The following is a 16,078-nucleotide window of genomic DNA, read 5'->3' as shown; positions in this document are numbered from 1 at the left end:
CGGCCGCGTTGCGCCGCAGTGAGCTTTCTGGTGCGTCAAGGACTTATCGACAGCCGGCGGCCGGTCTTGACCCCTCCGGGCCGCTGCACGCAGGTGCCCCGGCTTATACTTGCGCCCTTTCCCTGTCGGTGCAGTTGCAGAAAATGGCCCAATACGTGATGTCCATGCTCCGCGTGAGCAAGGTGGTTCCCCCGAAGCGCACGATCATCAAGGACATATCGCTGTCCTTCTTCCCCGGCGCCAAGATCGGCCTGCTCGGCCTGAACGGCTCGGGCAAGTCTACGGTGCTGCGCATCATGGCCAATGCCGACCGCGAATACGACGGCGAAGTGCAGCACCAGCCGGGCGTGCGCATCGGCTATCTGCCGCAGGAACCGGAACTCGATCCGGACAAGACGGTGAAGGAAGAGGTCGAATCCGGCCTCGGCGAAATCGTCGAAGCGCGGCAGAAGCTGGAGCAGATCTACGCTGCCTACGCCGAGCCGGACGCCGATTTCGACAAACTGGCGGAAGAGCAGGCGAAGTACGAGGCGGTGCTGGCGGCGGCCGGTTCCGACGTCGAGACGCAGATGGAAATCGCCGCCGACGCGCTGCGCCTGCCGCCCTGGGATGCGAAGATCGGCCCGCTGTCTGGCGGCGAGAAGCGTCGCGTGGCGCTGTGCAAGCTGCTGCTGTCCAAACCGGACATGCTGCTGCTGGACGAACCGACCAACCATCTGGACGCCGAATCGGTGGACTGGCTGGAGCAGTTCCTGGTGCGTTTCCCGGGCACCGTGGTGGCGGTGACCCACGACCGCTACTTCCTCGACAACGCCGCCGAGTGGATACTCGAACTGGACCGCGGCCACGGCATTCCGTGGAAGGGCAATTACTCCAGCTGGCTGGACCAGAAGGGTGAGCGGCTGCGTCAGGAAGAGTCGCAGGAATCGGCGCGGCAGAAGGCGCTGGCGACCGAACTCGAGTGGGTGCGCGGTAACCCGAAGGCACGTCAGGCCAAGAGCAAGGCGCGCCTGGCCCGCTACGAGGAAATGAGCAGCGTTGAATACCAGAAGCGCAACGAAACGCACGAAATCTTCATCCCGCCGGGCGAGCGCCTGGGCGACAAGGTGATCGAATTCCACAACGTTTCGAAGGGCTTCGGCGACCGCCTGCTGATCGACAATCTGAGCTTCAGCATTCCGCCGGGTGCCATCGTCGGTGTGATCGGCCCGAACGGCGCCGGCAAGTCGACGCTGTTCCGGATGATCCAGGGCAAGGACACGCCGGATTCGGGCGAAATCGTGGTCGGCCCGACGGTCAAGATCGCCGCCGTCGACCAGACCCGCGACGGGCTGGATGGCACGAAGACCGTGTTCGAGGCGGTGTCCGACGGCGCCGACATCCTGACCGTCGGCCGTTTCGAAATGCCCAGCCGCGCCTATATCGGCCGCTTCAACTTCAAGGGCGGCGACCAGCAGAAGATCGTCGGCAACCTTTCGGGCGGCGAACGCGGCCGGCTGCACCTGGCGAAGACGCTGATTTCCGGCGGCAACGTGCTGCTGCTCGACGAACCGTCGAACGACCTCGACGTGGAAACGCTGCGTGCGCTGGAAGACGCGCTGCTAGAGTTCTCCGGCTGCGTACTGGTCACCTCGCACGACCGCTGGTTCCTCGACCGCATCGCCACCCACATCCTGGCGGCGGAGGGGGATTCGCAATGGACCTTCTTCAACGGCAACTACCAGGAATACGAAGCCGACAAGAAGAAGCGTCTCGGGGAAGAGGGCGCCAAACCGAAGCGCATCCGCTACAAGCCGATCAGTCGCTGATCACGCAGCGGTTGCGCCCTTCGGACTTCGCGCGATAGAGCGCGAAGTCCGCCCGTTCCACCGCGTGTTCAATCGATTCCCCGGGGCGGAACTGGGCCAGTCCTGCCGAGAACGTGACCGCGGCCGCGTCGGTGGCGGTGACCAGCCGGGTCTGCGCCAGCGCCGCGCGCACGCGCGCCATCGATTGATCGGCCTTCTTTACCGGCGTGTCAGGTAGCAGCACGAGGAACTCCTCGCCGCCCCAGCGTGCCAGCACATCGGACTCGCGCAGCGCACCGGTCGCGGTGGCGGCGAAGCGCTGCAGCACGATGTCACCCGCCTTGTGTCCGTAGGTGTCGTTGACGCGCTTGAAGTGGTCGAGATCGATCAGGCAGACGGAGAGCGGTGAGCCGTTCCGCTCTGCGCCCCGGGCCAGTTGCGCGAACAGGTCGGTGGCGTAGCGGCGGTTGGGCAGTCCGGTCAGCACGTCGCGCGTGGCCAGTTCCTGGATGCGGCTCAGCGCCGCCTCCAGTTCGTTGCGCTGGGTGCGCAGGCGGGCCCGGATGGCCAGCAACTGTTCGCTCAGCCGGCCCATGACTGCGAGGACGACGGCCGTCAGTACGAAGTGCACCCACTCCACCTGGAACGGGTAGTCATCCGGGCGCAGCGTGGACAGCGTGAACATCGTCAGTCCGGTGCCGACGACGACGCATCCGTTGTAGATGCGGCGTCCCCTGCGGTCGAGATTGAAGATGCTGAACACGAGGGTGAGCGCGAGCAGCATCAGCAGCGCACCGCGGACCGGCGTGAACACGATGTAGGCGGCGGTGATCCAGGCGCCCGCCGCCATGACCTGCAGGAAGGTGAGCGAAGGATCGCGAAACCGCAGGTTCAGCCCGCTGCGCAGCGTGGCGTAGACGACCCCCATCCACACGATCATGCCGCCCTGCAGCAGGCGGGTCGCGACCGGGTCCGCCATGTCGTGCGCCAGCGCGTATTCGGCCAGCCCAAGGCATACCACGTACACCAGCATGGACGTGAATGCGCGGGATATGCGCAGGCGCTGTCGCGGCTCGTCGTCCAGCACCAGACTAAGCAGACGCCTTGACGTGTGCCCGGGCGGGGGCACGTCGCGCTGCGGGTGAGGCCCGTCGTTTTCCTTGTCCATTCGTTCCTCGTACGGAATGCGCTGCCTGCCGCGGCGTTTTGGCAGACGGTGTGCGCATTTCATTCGCGTCGGGATTCAGACTAGCGCCGCCGGCCGACGTTGTCGCTGCGCGGGGTCAAGTCTCGGGATGTCGAAAGGTGTCTGTCTGTGAACAAGAGTTTCGCCGGTCGGGCGCTGCGCCGGATCAGCCGGGAGTTCGCTCCGGCGGACGTTTTCGCGTCGTCACCCGGTTCGACGCGGCGCACCCGCGGTGGCCTGTTCGAGACTGTCGTCGGACCGGATTCGGGGATACCTGCCGAAAAGGCGGGCTTGAGCCCGTGTGCCGCCGGGATTGCGCGGGCTTCAGTTTGCGGCAGCGGGGGCGTACGCTTCGCGTTTTCCGGGCCGCGACGTGCGGCCCCACCGGGAGCCAGGACGATGATGCGAACCTTCTGCGCGGCCGCGCTAGCCAGCCTGTGCCTGAGCGCGCCTGCGCGGGCCGTAGACGTGGTGTTCGACTACCGCTACGACAGCGGTGGCTTCTTCACCGACGACCGACGTGCCGTGCTCGACGACGTGGCACGCTTGTTCAGCAGCAATCTGGACGACACGCTGGCGGCCATCGCGCCCACCGGCGACGACGTGTTCCAGGCCCGTATCTTCGATCCGGTCGATCCGCTGAACGCCACGGTGCTGGTGCCCGGGCTGACGGTGGCCGCCGACGAGATCCGCATCTTCGTCGGCGCGCGCGCCTTCTCCGGGCAGACGCTGGGTGTGGGCGGGCCCGGTTTTCACGTGGCGGGCGGCAGCAGCGACTTCGTTGCGCTGGCCGACGGGCGTGGCGAGCCGGGGGCGTTGGCGTCGCCGCCCACCGATTTCGCGCCCTGGGGCGGCACCATCACCTTCGGCACCAACGTCGGCTGGTACGCCGACGACGATGTCGGCACCGTCGAGAACTTCGCCGGGCTGTTCGACCTGTATACGGTGGCGGCGCACGAAACGGCGCACGTGCTGGGCATCGGCACCGCCGACAGCTGGTTCGCCCAGGTCAGTAACCGCAGCTTCATCGGCGCCAGCGCCTCCGCGATCAACGACGGTGTCGCGCCGCTGCTGCGCAACGACGGTAGCGACGCGCATTTCGATACCTCCCTGCGGGCTGCCGCGAACGGCGTCGATCAGGTGCCGCTGCTGTCGCCGGTCATTCCCGCCGGGGCGCGCCGCTACATGACCGAACTCGACTGGGCGGCGCTGCGCGACATAGGGTGGGAGGTTGCCAGCCTGCAGGCGACCATGCCGGCGCCGATACCTGAGCCGGCCACCTGGGGCCTGATGGCGGGCGGCCTGTTGCTGGTGGGCGCGGCCGCCCGACGCCGTGCCGCCTGATGCCGCGGCGCGCCCTTTGCACACGGCGGTAAAGTCCGGCGCAGGATTGCCGAAAACAGGGGACGTCAATCTCCTGTGCGCGGCCGCATGTCCGAAACGATGAAGATCCAGGCAGAGGCCACGGTGGTTCCTGCCGGCAGCGACCCGGCAGCCGTCGTTTCGGGCGCCGAGGTGCGCGCCTCGCCTGGCGTGACCGGCCGTCGCCGTCTGGTGCTGATGCTGGGCCTGCTGCTCGCGCTCGGCTTTCTGGCCAATACGCTGCTGAGCTACTCGGTGTCGAAGCGAGAGATCCAGCGCTCCATCGTCGAGAACGAACTGCCGCTGACCTCCGACACCATCTATTCGGAGATCCAGAAGGATCTGATCCGTCCGGTGTTCGTGTCTTCCGTGATGGCCGGCGACACCTTCGTCCGCGACTGGGTGCTGCAGGGCGAACGCGACGTGCCGGCGATGACCAAGTTTCTCGGCGAAATCCGCACGCGCTACGGCACCTTCACCAGCTTTTTCGTATCGGAAGCGACCCGCAACTACTATCACCCGGACGGCGTGCTGCGCCGGGTGGAGCAGGGCAGCGAGCGCGACGCCTGGTATTTCCGTTCGCGCGACCTCGACGCGCCATACGAAATCAACGTCGATTCCGACACTGCTTCGCCCGACACGCTGACCGTATTCGTCAATTACCGCGTGTTCGACTACGCCGGCAAGACGGTGGGCGTGACCGGCGTCGGCCTCACCGTCGACACGGTGCGGCGGCTGCTGTCCGGTTACCAGCAGCGCTATCACCGCGGTGTCTATTTCGTCGACCGCAGCGGCAACATCGTGCTGTACGGCGACCAGCCCTCGCACGGCACGCTTCGCATCGGCGAGGTCGAAGGCCTGCGCGACATCGCGCACGAGGTGCTGGCCCGCGACAGCGGTTCCTACCAGTACCGCGAGGGCGGCAAGGACTACCTGCTCAATGTGCGCTACGTGCCGGAGCTGGACTGGTACCTGTTCGTCGAAAAGGTCGAGAACGAGGCGCTGGCCGACATCCGCCGCACGCTCTACATCAACCTGCTCATCTGCGCACTGGTGACGGCGGCGGTGCTGTGGCTCGCCAGCCTGACGCTGGGTGGCTACCAGCGCCGGTTGGAGCAGATGGCCACCACCGACCGGCTGACCGGCCTGCTCAACCGTCACGCTTTCGAAATCATGCTCGAACACGCGGTGGCCGAGGTGCAGCGCAGCCGCCGTCCGTCGGCTGTGCTGCTGATCGACATCGATCACTTCAAATCGCTGAACGACCGCTACGGCCATCTGGCCGGCGACCGCATGATCGAGCACGTCGCGGCGCTGATACGCAGCGGCCTGCGCGCGTCCGACATGGCCTGCCGCTGGGGCGGCGAGGAGTTCCTGGTGGTGCTGAAGGACTGCGCAGCCGGCGACGCGCGCCAGCGGGCGGAAACCCTGCGCGCGCTGATCGGCGCCAGCCCGCTGAGCATAAGCGGCGCGGCGGTGACGGCGACGGTCAGCGTCGGCGTCACCGCCTTTGCTGCCGACGACACGCCGGTGCGGCTGGTCGACCGTGCCGACCGCGCGCTGTACGCGGCCAAGGGCGACGGCCGTGATCGCGTGGCGATGGCCTGAGGCGCAGGATCGGGGATAATCCCGCCTTTCCCGCAGGCCCTGCATCATGACCGCCGACCGTCGCACACTCGAACTGCTCGCGCCCGCCAAGAACGCCGATTTCGGCATCGAGGCCATCAACCATGGCGCCGACGCCGTCTACATCGGCGGCCCGTCCTTCGGCGCGCGCAAGGGCGCCGACAACGACATCGCCGACATCGCCCGCCTGTGCAGCCACGCGCACCGTTACCACGCGCGCGTGCTGACGGCCTTCAACACGATATTGCGCGACGACGAGCTCGAACCGGCCCGCCGCGCGATCTGGCAGCTGTACGACGCCGGTGTGGACGCGCTCATCGTGCAGGACATGGCGCTGCTCGAAATGGATCTGCCGCCGATCCAGCTGCACGCCAGCACGCAGACCGACATCCGCGACGCCGCCAAGGCGCGCTTCCTGCAGGACGTCGGCTTCACGCAGATCGTGCTGGCGCGCGAAATGACGCTGGAGGACGTGCGCAAGGTGGCGGCGAACACCTCCTGCACGCTCGAATACTTCGTGCATGGCGCGCTGTGCGTCGCCTTCAGCGGCCAGTGCTTCATCAGCCACGCGCATACCGGCCGCAGCGCCAACCGCGGCGAATGCTCGCAGGCCTGTCGTCTGCCCTACACGCTGACCGACGCCCAGGGCAGGGTGGTGGCGCACGACAAGCACCTGCTGTCGATGAAGGACAACGACCAGTCGGCCAATATGCGTGCGCTGATCGATGCCGGCGTGTCCTCGTTCAAGATCGAGGGCCGGCTGAAGGACCTGGGCTATGTGAAGAACATCACCGCCCACCACAGCACGCTGCTGAACGAACTGCTGACCGACCTGCCGGGCTACCGCCGTGCCTCCAGCGGCCGCTGCACCTATACCTTCGTGCCGCAGCCGGAGAAGACCTTCAACCGCGGCTCGACCGACTACTTCGCCAACGGCCGCCAGCACGGCATCGAAGCCTTCGAGTCGCCGAGCTTCGTCGGCGAGGAAGCGGCGACGATCAGCAAGGTGGCAGCCGATCACATCGAGGTCGATGCGACGGTGGACATCCACAATGGCGACGGCCTGAGCTACTACGACAGCCACCGCGAACTGATGGGCCTGCGCATCAACGTCGCGCAGGGCCGCAAGCTCTACCCGAACGCGATGCCGGATGACCTGAAGCCGGGCATGACGCTGTACCGCAACCGCGACCAGGCCTTCGAGCGCGCGCTCGAGAAGAAGTCGGCCGACCGCCGCATCCGGGCAGACCTGCGCTTCGAGGAAACGGCGGACGGCTTCGCGCTGACCATGACCGACGAGGACGGCGTCAGCGCCCGGGTCGAACTGGCGCACGACAAGCAGCCGGCGCGTGACGCCGAGCGGGCGCTGGCTGGCATCCGCGACAGCCTGGGCAAGCTGGGCAATACCCTCTTCGAAGCCGGCGACATCGCGATCGACCTGCCGGAGGCGCGCTTCCTGCCGGCGTCGACCCTGAACGGCCTGCGCCGCGACGCCGTGGCGCTGCTCGAGGCGAACCGCATCGCCGCTCACCAGCGACCGCAGCCCGGCGTGCCGGTCGAACCGCCGGTGCGCTTCACCGACACCGAGCTGTCCTATCTGGCCAACGTGTACAACGAGAAGGCGCGCGCCTTCTACCGCAAGCACGGCGTGGAACTGATCGCCGACGCCTACGAGGCGAACCAGGAGCTGGACGAGGTGTCGCTGATGATCACCAAGCACTGCCTGCGTTTCAGCCACAACCTGTGCCCGAAGGAACTGAAGGAGTACGACCTGCGCGGCATGGTGAAGGCCGAGCCGATGACGCTGATGAACGGCAACGACAAGCTCACGCTGCGTTTCGACTGCAAGAAATGCGAAATGCACGTGGTCGGCCGCATCCGCAAGAACGTGCTGAAGGCGCAGGCGGTACCGGTCACCTTTCACCGCAGCGCGCCGGAAGGCGTCAAGGTGACACGCTCGGCGCGCTGATCGCCCTCAACCTTGCGTGCCCGCATGCCGCTGACAAGACGAGGCGGGCATTGCCCGCGCCGATAGATCGCGATCCGACGTCATACCGACCATCATGCAGAATTCAGCGCCGCACTGTCCGTCCTGCCGCGTGCCGATGAAGGTGCACCGCTTCAAGAATCACGGCGGCGAGGACATGGAACTCGACATCTGCTGGCACTGCCAGGGGTTGTGGTTCGACACGTTCGAAAACCTGCAGCTGTCGCCGGGTTCGGTCAACGAACTGTTCAAGCAATTGCACGCGCACCGCGACGAGATGCAGCATCCGGTCGCCAACGTGATGGCCTGCCCGCGCTGCAGCCGCAAGCTCGACAAGGGCTACGATCTGGTGCGCAGCGGGCGTTACATGACCTACCGCTGCCCGGAGAGGCACGGCCGCTACAGCAGTTTTTCGTCCTTCATGGTCGAGAAGGGCTTCGTGCGGCAGATGACGACAGCCGAGATCGCCGACCTGGCGAAGCGGGTCGGCGCCATCTACTGCACCGGCTGCGGGGCGCCGGTCGACATCCGCAAGGACCACGCCTGCCCGCACTGCCGCTCGGCCTTTTCGCTGCTCGATCCGGACGCCGTCGAAAATGCGCTGAAGGGCTACCACCAGGCCGAAGTGAAGCGCACCACGCGCGACCCGGTGTCGATGGCCGACGCCATTGTCGAGAGCGAACGCACGCGCGCCCGCGCCGACCGGCAGCGCCAGATCGAAGGCGCTCGCGATGCCGGTGGTCTGGACGTGGCCGACCTGCTGGTGGCCGGGGTCGGCCTCGTGTGGAAGGTGCTCACCCGCTGAATGCGGGCGCGCTCATGGCGCCGGTCGGCCGGATTGTTCGGCCTTGGCCGCGGCTGCCGCATCCTCATCCATGTGCCGCTTGAAGAAGCGGCCGAACCAGATGCTCATGAAAATGACGATGGCGATCACCACCAGGCTCATCAGCCCGTAGTCGGTCGACAGCAGATCGGACAGCGCTTTCATGATTCCCTCCCTTTCGACGTGTTTTCGTCATTGAAGCGCCGGCCGGGTCATGACGGGCTGATGCAGGTCAACCGGGCGCCTGCTTGCCCGCCACCCAGGACAGCAATCCGGTCAGGAAGCGCCACACGCGCGGCAGCAGCCACAGCATGAGCAGAACGAAGAAGGCGAGCAGCACCAGGAAGAAAACCGGGTAGGCGAAGGCCAGCCACAGCCCGCCGACCGCGAGGCCGTCCTCGCTGGTCGAGGCGAGCACGTTGCTGACCGGCTCCGGCGAGGCGTTGATCGCCACCCGGCTGCCCGCCTTGGTCAGATGAGTGGCGCCGGTCAGCGTGCCGCCGAGCAGCGCGCCGGCCAGCACCACCGGCGTGCTCTGATCGGCCAGTGCCCAGGCGGCAAGCAGCGCACCGGCCGGAATGCGGATGAAGGTGTGCAGACCGTCCCACAGGCTGTCCAGCGCCGGCACCTTGTCGGCGAAGAACTCGACGCACAGCATGAAACCGGCGGCGGCCAGTACCAGTGGGTGTTCCAGCACGTCCAGTTCGCCCGGCAGTTCGACCCATTCCATCCGCCCCGCCAGACCGGCGAGAAAGATGACGGCGTACAGCCGCAGGCCGCTGGCCCAGGCGAGGCCGGCGGCGGCGGCAATGGCTTCGGTCAGATCCATGGCGTGGGCATCGCTTCGGTTATCGGACGTCGCGCCCGCATGCCCGACCGGCATGCGGCACTCGATATTCATGCTAGCTGAAGCGTGCGGGGCCGAACAGCGCAGCCTCAGGCGAGTGTACCGGCCAGTGCCAGCAAGGCGCCGGTGGCGGTCAGCGCCGCCGAGAACCTGAAGGTGAGCGCCGGCCACGCATTCACCAAGGGGACGAACAGGCTGCCGCAGACCATCCAGGCCGTCAGCACCAGCACGGTGCCGGCCATCGGGCCGCTGATCGCGATGGCCAGCAGCAGCTGCAACAGCGCGCCAGCCAGCGCTAGTCGTCGACCGCTGGTCATCAGCCAGCGCGGCGGCGCGGCGTCTTCGCAGGCGCGGGCCTTGCCGGCAGCGAACAGCGCAGCGACCGGCGCCACGCCGGTCAGCGCGAGTCCCATTTCGGTCAAGCCGTTCATCACGTGACGGCACCTGCCGCCGGCAGCGCCCGGCCACCGAGCGGGCGCGCGCAGAGCAGCGCCATCAGTGCCAGCACGGCCAGTATCGGGCGATCTGCCTCGATCCCGAGCCAGCCGAGCAGGGCGCCGCCGATCAGCCAGACGAACAGTGCCGGACCACGGAACCAGCGAACGACTGACAGCGCTGGCAACAGCACGAAGAAGGCGATAAGCATGCCAGTGTGACCGGCACCGCGGCCGTCGCCGCCGGTCTGGGCGATGCGGAAGCTTTCGACGAAACAGGTCGCGAGCACCCACCAGGGCAGGCCGTTCATGCAGCGACGCAGCAGGCCCGTGCGGCGCGCTCTGGCGGGTGCTCGCGCGGATGCCGTGCTGGCGCGGGGCAGCAGCATTGCGCCAGCAGAACAGGCCAGTGCGACGACGGCACAGGCGGCCGCCATGGCGCCGGCCTGCGGCGCATGCAGCAGCAGGCCGCTCAGTGCGACCGTCGCGCTGCCGGCAGCGTTGCCGTAGAGGCCGCGCCGCCAGACCGAGACGGGCTGTTTGGCCTGTGCAGTCAGCGTCGTCAGCAGCAGCCAGAGCACGATGAACAGCCAGGGGCCCAGGCCCTGATTGCCCGGCAGCAGTTCGAGACGGCGGCCGAGCCACAGGCTGGTCGCCGCACAGAGCAGCAGCGTAGTCGGTGCGGCGGTCAGCAGCGCCGCTATGATGCGGTCAAACAAGGCGTCCTCCGGTCATGGCCGGACTGTGAGCGGCGTCGCCCGAGCGGTGCTGCTGGCGGCGTCGGTCGGCCCAGATCACCGTACCGCTGATGGCCAGCCCGGCAGCGCTGAGACCGAGCACGCAATACAGCGCCTTGAGCATGAGGCCGCCGAAATCGCCGAAGTGCAGCGGCTCCATCCAGCCGTCGAAACGGCTCCAGAATCCGCGCTGGCGCGGGTCGCGCAGGTCCAGCGTGCGGCCGTCGGCGCCGGCGTAGCTGACACGGGCGCTGCTGATCAGATGCTGCGGCAGGTCGCCGGAGATGGTGACGACGGCATCGGCGCGCTGAACGTTGCGCAGCGAAATCGTTTCCGGCTCCAGACCGGGCAGATCGCGACGCGCCTGAAGCAGCAGCGCGTCCAGCGATTGCATCGGCTGTTTGCGCGCGTCCTTCGGCAGCGCGACTGCGGGGTCGGCGCCGCCAGTGAGGTAACGCCAGCTCTGTTCGAACACCGGTGCGAGGCCGAGCCAGCAACCGGTGAAGGCGATCAGCAAATGGAAGGCGAGACCCCAGATGGCGGACGCCTTGTGCAGGTCGGACGCCGCCAGCCGGCTGCTGCGGCGCCAGCGCACCGTGAACAGCTCGCGCATGATCTTGCGGTGGATGACGATGCCGGTCAGCGCCAGCACCAGCATGACGGCGCCGAGAAAGCCGACGATCCAGCGCGGTGCGAAGAACAGGAACACGTGCAGCATGCGCACGAACTGCCCCAGTTCGCTGTCCACCGGGCCGATCACGGCGGCGTTGCCGGCGTCGACGGCGATCTTGCTGCGCAGACCGTCGTCGTGCCGCACCTGCGCGAAGTAGGCCGGACTGGTGGCGGTCGGCAGCACGATGTTCTCCACCTTGCTGCCGGGCAAGGCGCTCTGCACGGCCGCCAGGACGGCCTGGGGCCCGACCGGCGACTGCGCATGTTCGAGGTGGCGCAGCGACGGATTGCCCCACAGGTCGATCTCGTGCTTGAACACCGCCAGCGCGCCGGACACGCAGATCACGAACAGCAGCACGCCGGTGACGATGCCGGCCCACGAATGCACCGCGAACAGCAAGGTGAGCGTGCGTTGCGAAGCCACACTCAGAAGTCCAGCGTGACCGACGCCAGCACGCGGCGGGGGTCGCCGAGCGGAATGACGTTGTTGTTGAGGCCGCCGGCGAAGTAGTCGCGGTCGAACAGGTTCTTCGCGATCACGCTCAGGCGGTAACCCTGGCCGATATAGCTCACGCTGGCGTCGAACACGGTGTAGTCGGGAATCGTGTAGGCGAAGCTGTAGCCCTGTTTCTCGCTCTCGTAGCGCAGCCCGGCGCCGAGGCCGAGACCGGTCAGGGCGCCGCTGCGCACGCGGTACTGCGCCCACAGCGAGGCGCTGTGGCGCGGCACGTTGTCCAGCGGCTTACCGATATTGGCCGTATTGACGTCACGCACCACTTCGCCATCGGTGTTGGCGTAGGCGGCCGACAGGTTCCAGCCGTTGCGCAGGTCGGCCAGCAGTTCCAGTTCGTAGCCGCGCGTGCGCTGTTCGCCGATCAGGATGTAGAAGCCCGGGTTTGAGGCGTCACTCGCGCGCACGTCCTGCCGTTCGAGGTCGAAGTGTGCGACGGTCGCCTGGACGCGCCCCTGCGCGAAGCTGAACTTGACGCCGACCTCGGTCTGTTTGCCGCTTTCCGGCTTCACCGCCTGGCCGCTGACCGAGTACCCGCCCTGCGGCAGGAAGGACTCCGAATAGCTGACGTACGGGGACACGCCGTCGACCACTTCGTAGATCAGGCCTGCGCTGCCGGTGGTGGTCGCGTAGTTCTCGTCGGTGATCGAGGTAGCGGTGAGCACATTGGTCGAATCGACCGAGGCCCAGTCACGGCGCAGCGTGATCGACGCATTCAGCCGATCGGTCAGACGTACCTGGTCGCGCAGATAGACGCCGGTGTAGCGGATCGTTTCGTCAAGATCGGTCAGTGGCGTGCTGCCGCAATTGACTGTCGCTCCATAGACCGGCGTGTAGACGTTCAGCGCGGCGACGGTGCACCGGGTCGTCGTTTCGCGTTTGGCGTGGTGGTTGGTGTCTACGCCGGCCAGCACCGTATGGCGTGTCGCGCCGACATCGAACGCCCGTGTCAGGTGAGTGTCGAGGCCGTAACCGTGGCCGCGGAAGTCCTGCAGCGTGCCCTGACGGTTCAGCAGGCGGTTGTTCGCCTGCAGACCCGAGCCGGCGACGGCAACCAGGCGCCCGTCCATGTCGTAGTCCTGCCAGCGGAAGTTCTGGCGCAGCGTCCAGCCGCTGTCGAAACGATGTTCCAGCGCGTAGCCGATGCGCGCCTGGCTCGCTTCGTAGGGGCCGAAGCCCGGTTCGCCGATGAACAGGCTGCGGTCAACGCGCCCGTTCGGGTTCGGCAGCACCGAACCGCGTGCGGGCAGCCCCTGCTGCCGGACGTACTCGCGCGTCTGGAAGCTGGTCAGTATCGTGAAGTCGGTGCGCGTGCCGAGGTCGAGCGACATCGACGGCGCGATCCAGCGATTCTTGTAATAGACGAAGTCGGTCGGGTCGTCGCTGTTGAGCATCAGGCCGTTGATGCGCAGTGCGGCGCGGCCGGTGTCGGACAGCGGGCGTCCGAAGTCGAAGGTGAACTGGCGGAAGTTGTCGCTGCCGCCGGTGAGGGCGACCTCGGTGAACGCCTCCGCCCGCGGGCGCTTGCTGACCATATTGACCATGCCGCCCGGCTGCACCAGACCGAAGTTCACCGAGGCCGGGCCCTTCAGCACCTCGATGCGCTCGGCGCCAAAGGTTTCCTGCGCGACCCGCGCGTCCATCTCTACCCTGAGGCCATCGACGTAGACCGATTCGGTCGCGCGCTGGCCGCGGATGATGAAGTCGTCCCAGCCACGGCGACCGTAGTAGCCCGACACGACGCCGGCCACGCCCTGCACCGCGTCGGTCAGCGACTGCACGCCGCGCGCATCCATCTGTTCGCGGGTCACGACGGTGACCGACTGTGCGGTCTCGTTCAGCGGCAGATCGGACTTCAAGGTGCTGCTGCTTGCCTTGCGCGCCGTGAAGCCGATGTCGCCAGCGGCGTCGACGCGGACGGCAGGCAGGGTTGCGACCACGTCTTCGGCTGAGGCGAGCGGGGCGAGCAGTGCGGCGATCGCGGCCGCGAGAAGATGAAGGGGGAGGCGTAGCGGCGGGATTCGGGCAGTCATGGCTATTTGTTTTAATGCGTACGAGAATGATTCTCGTTAATTATCACGGAAATGCTGCCGCGATGTGAACTGTTTTGTCCCGCCCTGTCATTGCCCTTGAGCTACCCACCTCATGATTGTTGATTGTTGCTATGGTTAGGAGGCTTATGATATTGTTCCGTACATGCTCCAGGTACGCGATCTTCCGACCCCCGACATCCTGCGTCGCTTTGCGCGGCGCTATCCGGACGCCGATGTCAGCGCGGTCACCGGCTTTCTGACACTGCTGCGTACGGCGACCGAGCTGTCGCAGGCACTCGATGCCTTCCTGGCGCGGCATGGTCTGCTGCAGGGCCGGTGGTGGGTGCTCATCCTGCTGTTCCGCGAGGAAACGCTGGAATCCTCACCGTCGGTGCTGGCGGAAAAGGCCGGCGTGACGCGGGCGACGATGACCGGCCTGATCGATGGACTGGAGCGCGACGGTCTGGTGCAGCGCGTGTTCGACACCGCCGACCGCCGGCGCACCACAGTGCGGCTGACCCCGGCGGGGCAGGGCGTGCTCGACACCGTGATGCCGGATTACTACCGGCGGGTGCGCACGCTGATGGCCGGGCTGGACGAGAACCAGCGCGTGCTGCTGCAGTCGATGCTGGGCGCCGTGCATGCCGGGCTCCATGCATTCGCGTGACCTGTAAAAAAATTTGCCTCAATAGTTAGCCTCCGTATCAACCCTGCACACTGAAAGGATATTGAAATGACCCAGAGCGCACTCCAGACCGCCATCGCCGACATCAACACCCGCTGGGACGCCGCCTTCAACCGTGGCGACGCCGCGGCCGTCGCCGCGCTGTACGACGCCGAAGCGGCTGTGCTGCCGGCCGGCGGCGAAGCGGCCATCGGTCCGGCGGCCATCGAGGCGCTGTTCGCCGGTGCCATCGCCGGTGGCATCCACAACCACCGCATCGAACTGCATGCGGTGGCCGGCGACGACGCGCTCGCCACTCAGCGCGGCCGCTGGAGCGCGCAGGCGAAGAACGCCGACGGCGAACTGCAGACCTTCTCCGGCCACATCACCGTGGTCTATCGCCGCCAGCCCGATGGCAATTGGCGCGCACTGACCCATACCTGGAACTGAGGAGTACCAGCATGAACACACGCTCGCCGTCGCTGCGCGCGGTCGCCGCCCTGCTGCTACTGGCGGTGATCTGGGGCTACAACTGGGTGGTCATGAAGATCGGGCTGATCGACATGGACGCCTTCCAGTTCGGCGCCTGGCGCACCTTCGGCGGTGCGCTGAGCCTGTTCGCACTGATGGCGGTGCTGCGCCGGCCGTTCCGGCCGCAGCACCTGCCCTGGGTGGCGACCATGGGCGTGCTGCAGACCACCGGCTTCACCGGGCTGATCATCCTCGCGCTGGTCAGTGGCGGTGCCGGCAAGACGGCGGTGCTCACCTACACCATGCCCTTCTGGGTCATGGTGTTCGCCTGGCCGCTGCTGGGCGAGCGCTTGCACGGCTGGCAGTGGCCGTCGGCGGTCGCCACGCTGGCCGGCCTGCTGTTCATCCTCGATCCGGCGCACCTCGGTGGTGACCTGACCAGCATGGCGCTGGCCACCTGTGCCGGCGCGCTGTGGGCGCTGGCGGTCATCGTCGCCAAGCGCCTGCAGATCCGTGCGCCGGACATCGACCTGCTGTCGATGACGGCCTGGCAGATGCTGTTCGGTTCGCTGCCGCTGATCGCCTTTGCGCTGTTCTGGCCGGGGCGGGAGGCGAACTGGACGCCGTCGCTGATCGGCGCGCTCGGCTTCAACATCGTGCTGGCGAACGCACTGGCCTGGCTGCTGTGGCTGTACGCGCTGCGCCGGCTGTCGGCCGGCACCACCAGCATGGTGTCGCTGCTGACGCCGGTGATCGGCGTGCTGGCGGCGGCACTGCAGCTGGGCGAACGGCCGCTGGCGAACGAACTGACCGGCATGGTGCTGATCGGCGTCGGCCTGTTGCTGCTGTCGGTCGAAGGCCTGCGTCGACGTCGTGCGCAGATTTCTCCGACCGCGACTGCATCCGGAAACGCCTCCCGCGCGTAGACAGGGCACGCA

Annotated in this window: 15 protein-coding genes; 8 read left to right on the top strand and 7 right to left on the bottom strand. The window is 67.1% G+C overall.

Going from position 1 to position 16,078, the window contains the following annotated elements:
• Positions 1-143: 143 nt before the first annotated feature.
• Positions 144-1,808: an energy-dependent translational throttle protein EttA gene (gene ettA / locus AC51BJ_RS06085; protein WP_019917146.1), complete on the top strand. Its 1,665-nt coding sequence runs from the start codon at positions 144-146 to the stop codon at positions 1,806-1,808.
• Here the strand turns inward: ettA and AC51BJ_RS06080 are convergent.
• Positions 1,798-2,955: a GGDEF domain-containing protein gene (locus AC51BJ_RS06080; protein ID WP_496279652.1), complete on the bottom strand. Its 1,158-nt coding sequence runs from the start codon at positions 2,953-2,955 to the stop codon at positions 1,798-1,800. The genes ettA and AC51BJ_RS06080 overlap by 11 nt on opposite strands.
• A 417-nt stretch (positions 2,956-3,372) precedes the next feature.
• Here AC51BJ_RS06080 and AC51BJ_RS06075 point away from each other — a divergent pair, with 417 nt between their 5' ends.
• From AC51BJ_RS06075 to AC51BJ_RS06060, 4 genes are all read left to right on the top strand, one after another.
• Complete coding sequence (locus AC51BJ_RS06075; RefSeq protein WP_496279651.1) at positions 3,373-4,317, top strand: PEP-CTERM sorting domain-containing protein; 945 nt, start codon at positions 3,373-3,375, stop codon at positions 4,315-4,317.
• A gap of 99 nt (positions 4,318-4,416) precedes the next feature.
• Positions 4,417-5,943 (top strand): sensor domain-containing diguanylate cyclase, encoded by a 1,527-nt coding sequence (locus AC51BJ_RS06070; protein ID WP_496279650.1) that lies wholly within the window; start codon positions 4,417-4,419, stop codon positions 5,941-5,943.
• Positions 5,944-5,989: 46 nt separating this feature from the next.
• Positions 5,990-7,930, top strand: coding sequence for a peptidase U32 family protein (locus AC51BJ_RS06065; protein WP_496279649.1), 1,941 nt, complete (start codon positions 5,990-5,992; stop codon positions 7,928-7,930).
• Between the two features lie 94 nt (positions 7,931-8,024).
• Entirely contained in the window at positions 8,025-8,753 is a 729-nt protein-coding gene (locus AC51BJ_RS06060) for a TFIIB-type zinc ribbon-containing protein (protein WP_496279648.1), read from the top strand.
• 12 nt (positions 8,754-8,765) lie between these two features.
• Here the strand turns inward: AC51BJ_RS06060 and AC51BJ_RS06055 are convergent, their stop codons facing one another.
• From AC51BJ_RS06055 to AC51BJ_RS06030, 6 genes are all read right to left on the bottom strand, one after another.
• Entirely contained in the window at positions 8,766-8,936 is a 171-nt protein-coding gene (locus AC51BJ_RS06055) for a DUF3149 domain-containing protein (RefSeq protein WP_019917152.1), read from the bottom strand.
• Positions 8,937-9,003: 67 nt separating this feature from the next.
• Positions 9,004-9,600, bottom strand: coding sequence for a DUF4126 domain-containing protein (locus AC51BJ_RS06050; protein ID WP_019917153.1), 597 nt, complete (start codon positions 9,598-9,600; stop codon positions 9,004-9,006).
• Between the two features lie 107 nt (positions 9,601-9,707).
• A complete protein-coding gene (locus AC51BJ_RS06045; protein ID WP_496279647.1) occupies positions 9,708-10,049 on the bottom strand; it encodes a hypothetical protein in 342 nt (113 codons plus the stop codon).
• Complete coding sequence (locus AC51BJ_RS06040) at positions 10,049-10,771, bottom strand: hypothetical protein (RefSeq protein ID WP_496279646.1); 723 nt, start codon at positions 10,769-10,771, stop codon at positions 10,049-10,051. The genes AC51BJ_RS06045 and AC51BJ_RS06040 overlap by 1 nt, the downstream gene beginning before the upstream one ends.
• Positions 10,764-11,885, bottom strand: a complete 1,122-nt coding sequence (locus AC51BJ_RS06035) for a PepSY-associated TM helix domain-containing protein (RefSeq protein ID WP_496279645.1) — start codon at positions 11,883-11,885, stop codon at positions 10,764-10,766. Before AC51BJ_RS06035 ends, AC51BJ_RS06040 begins: the two co-directional genes overlap by 8 nt.
• A 2-nt stretch (positions 11,886-11,887) precedes the next feature.
• Positions 11,888-14,005 (bottom strand): TonB-dependent siderophore receptor, encoded by a 2,118-nt coding sequence (locus AC51BJ_RS06030; protein ID WP_496279644.1) that lies wholly within the window; start codon positions 14,003-14,005, stop codon positions 11,888-11,890.
• A 163-nt stretch (positions 14,006-14,168) separates the two neighbouring features.
• Between AC51BJ_RS06030 and AC51BJ_RS06025 the strand changes: the two genes are divergently transcribed.
• The 3 genes from AC51BJ_RS06025 to AC51BJ_RS06015 all read left to right on the top strand — a co-directional run bounded on the left by AC51BJ_RS06025 (position 14,169) and on the right by AC51BJ_RS06015 (position 16,066).
• Positions 14,169-14,672: a MarR family winged helix-turn-helix transcriptional regulator gene (locus AC51BJ_RS06025; protein ID WP_496279643.1), complete on the top strand. Its 504-nt coding sequence runs from the start codon at positions 14,169-14,171 to the stop codon at positions 14,670-14,672.
• Positions 14,673-14,738: 66 nt separating this feature from the next.
• Entirely contained in the window at positions 14,739-15,119 is a 381-nt protein-coding gene (locus AC51BJ_RS06020) for a YybH family protein (protein ID WP_496279642.1), read from the top strand.
• An 11-nt stretch (positions 15,120-15,130) separates the two neighbouring features.
• Positions 15,131-16,066 carry a DMT family transporter gene (locus AC51BJ_RS06015; protein ID WP_496279641.1) on the top strand — a complete coding sequence of 312 codons (936 nt, stop codon included), beginning with the start codon at positions 15,131-15,133 and terminating at the stop codon, positions 16,064-16,066.
• Positions 16,067-16,078 lie beyond the last annotated feature (12 nt).

The sequence above is a fragment of the Methyloversatilis sp. S146-33 genome, assembly GCF_059552495.1.
This window is presented reverse-complemented; position numbering and strand designations above follow the sequence as displayed.

Bases quoted from the DNA above. Each gene is read 5' to 3' on its own strand.
- ettA (WP_019917146.1), top strand. From the start codon at position 144: ATGGCCCAATACGTGATGTCCATGCTCCGCGTGAGCAAGGTGGTTCCC.
- AC51BJ_RS06080 (WP_496279652.1), bottom strand. From the start codon at position 2,955: ATGGACAAGGAAAACGACGGGCCTCACCCGCAGCGCGACGTGCCCCCG.
- AC51BJ_RS06075 (WP_496279651.1), top strand. From the start codon at position 3,373: ATGATGCGAACCTTCTGCGCGGCCGCGCTAGCCAGCCTGTGCCTGAGC.
- AC51BJ_RS06070 (WP_496279650.1), top strand. From the start codon at position 4,417: ATGAAGATCCAGGCAGAGGCCACGGTGGTTCCTGCCGGCAGCGACCCG.
- AC51BJ_RS06065 (WP_496279649.1), top strand. From the start codon at position 5,990: ATGACCGCCGACCGTCGCACACTCGAACTGCTCGCGCCCGCCAAGAAC.
- AC51BJ_RS06060 (WP_496279648.1), top strand. From the start codon at position 8,025: ATGCAGAATTCAGCGCCGCACTGTCCGTCCTGCCGCGTGCCGATGAAG.
- AC51BJ_RS06055 (WP_019917152.1), bottom strand. From the start codon at position 8,936: ATGAAAGCGCTGTCCGATCTGCTGTCGACCGACTACGGGCTGATGAGC.
- AC51BJ_RS06050 (WP_019917153.1), bottom strand. From the start codon at position 9,600: ATGGATCTGACCGAAGCCATTGCCGCCGCCGCCGGCCTCGCCTGGGCC.
- AC51BJ_RS06045 (WP_496279647.1), bottom strand. From the start codon at position 10,049: ATGAACGGCTTGACCGAAATGGGACTCGCGCTGACCGGCGTGGCGCCG.
- AC51BJ_RS06030 (WP_496279644.1), bottom strand. From the start codon at position 14,005: ATGACTGCCCGAATCCCGCCGCTACGCCTCCCCCTTCATCTTCTCGCG.
- AC51BJ_RS06025 (WP_496279643.1), top strand. From the start codon at position 14,169: ATGCTCCAGGTACGCGATCTTCCGACCCCCGACATCCTGCGTCGCTTT.
- AC51BJ_RS06020 (WP_496279642.1), top strand. From the start codon at position 14,739: ATGACCCAGAGCGCACTCCAGACCGCCATCGCCGACATCAACACCCGC.
- AC51BJ_RS06015 (WP_496279641.1), top strand. From the start codon at position 15,131: ATGAACACACGCTCGCCGTCGCTGCGCGCGGTCGCCGCCCTGCTGCTA.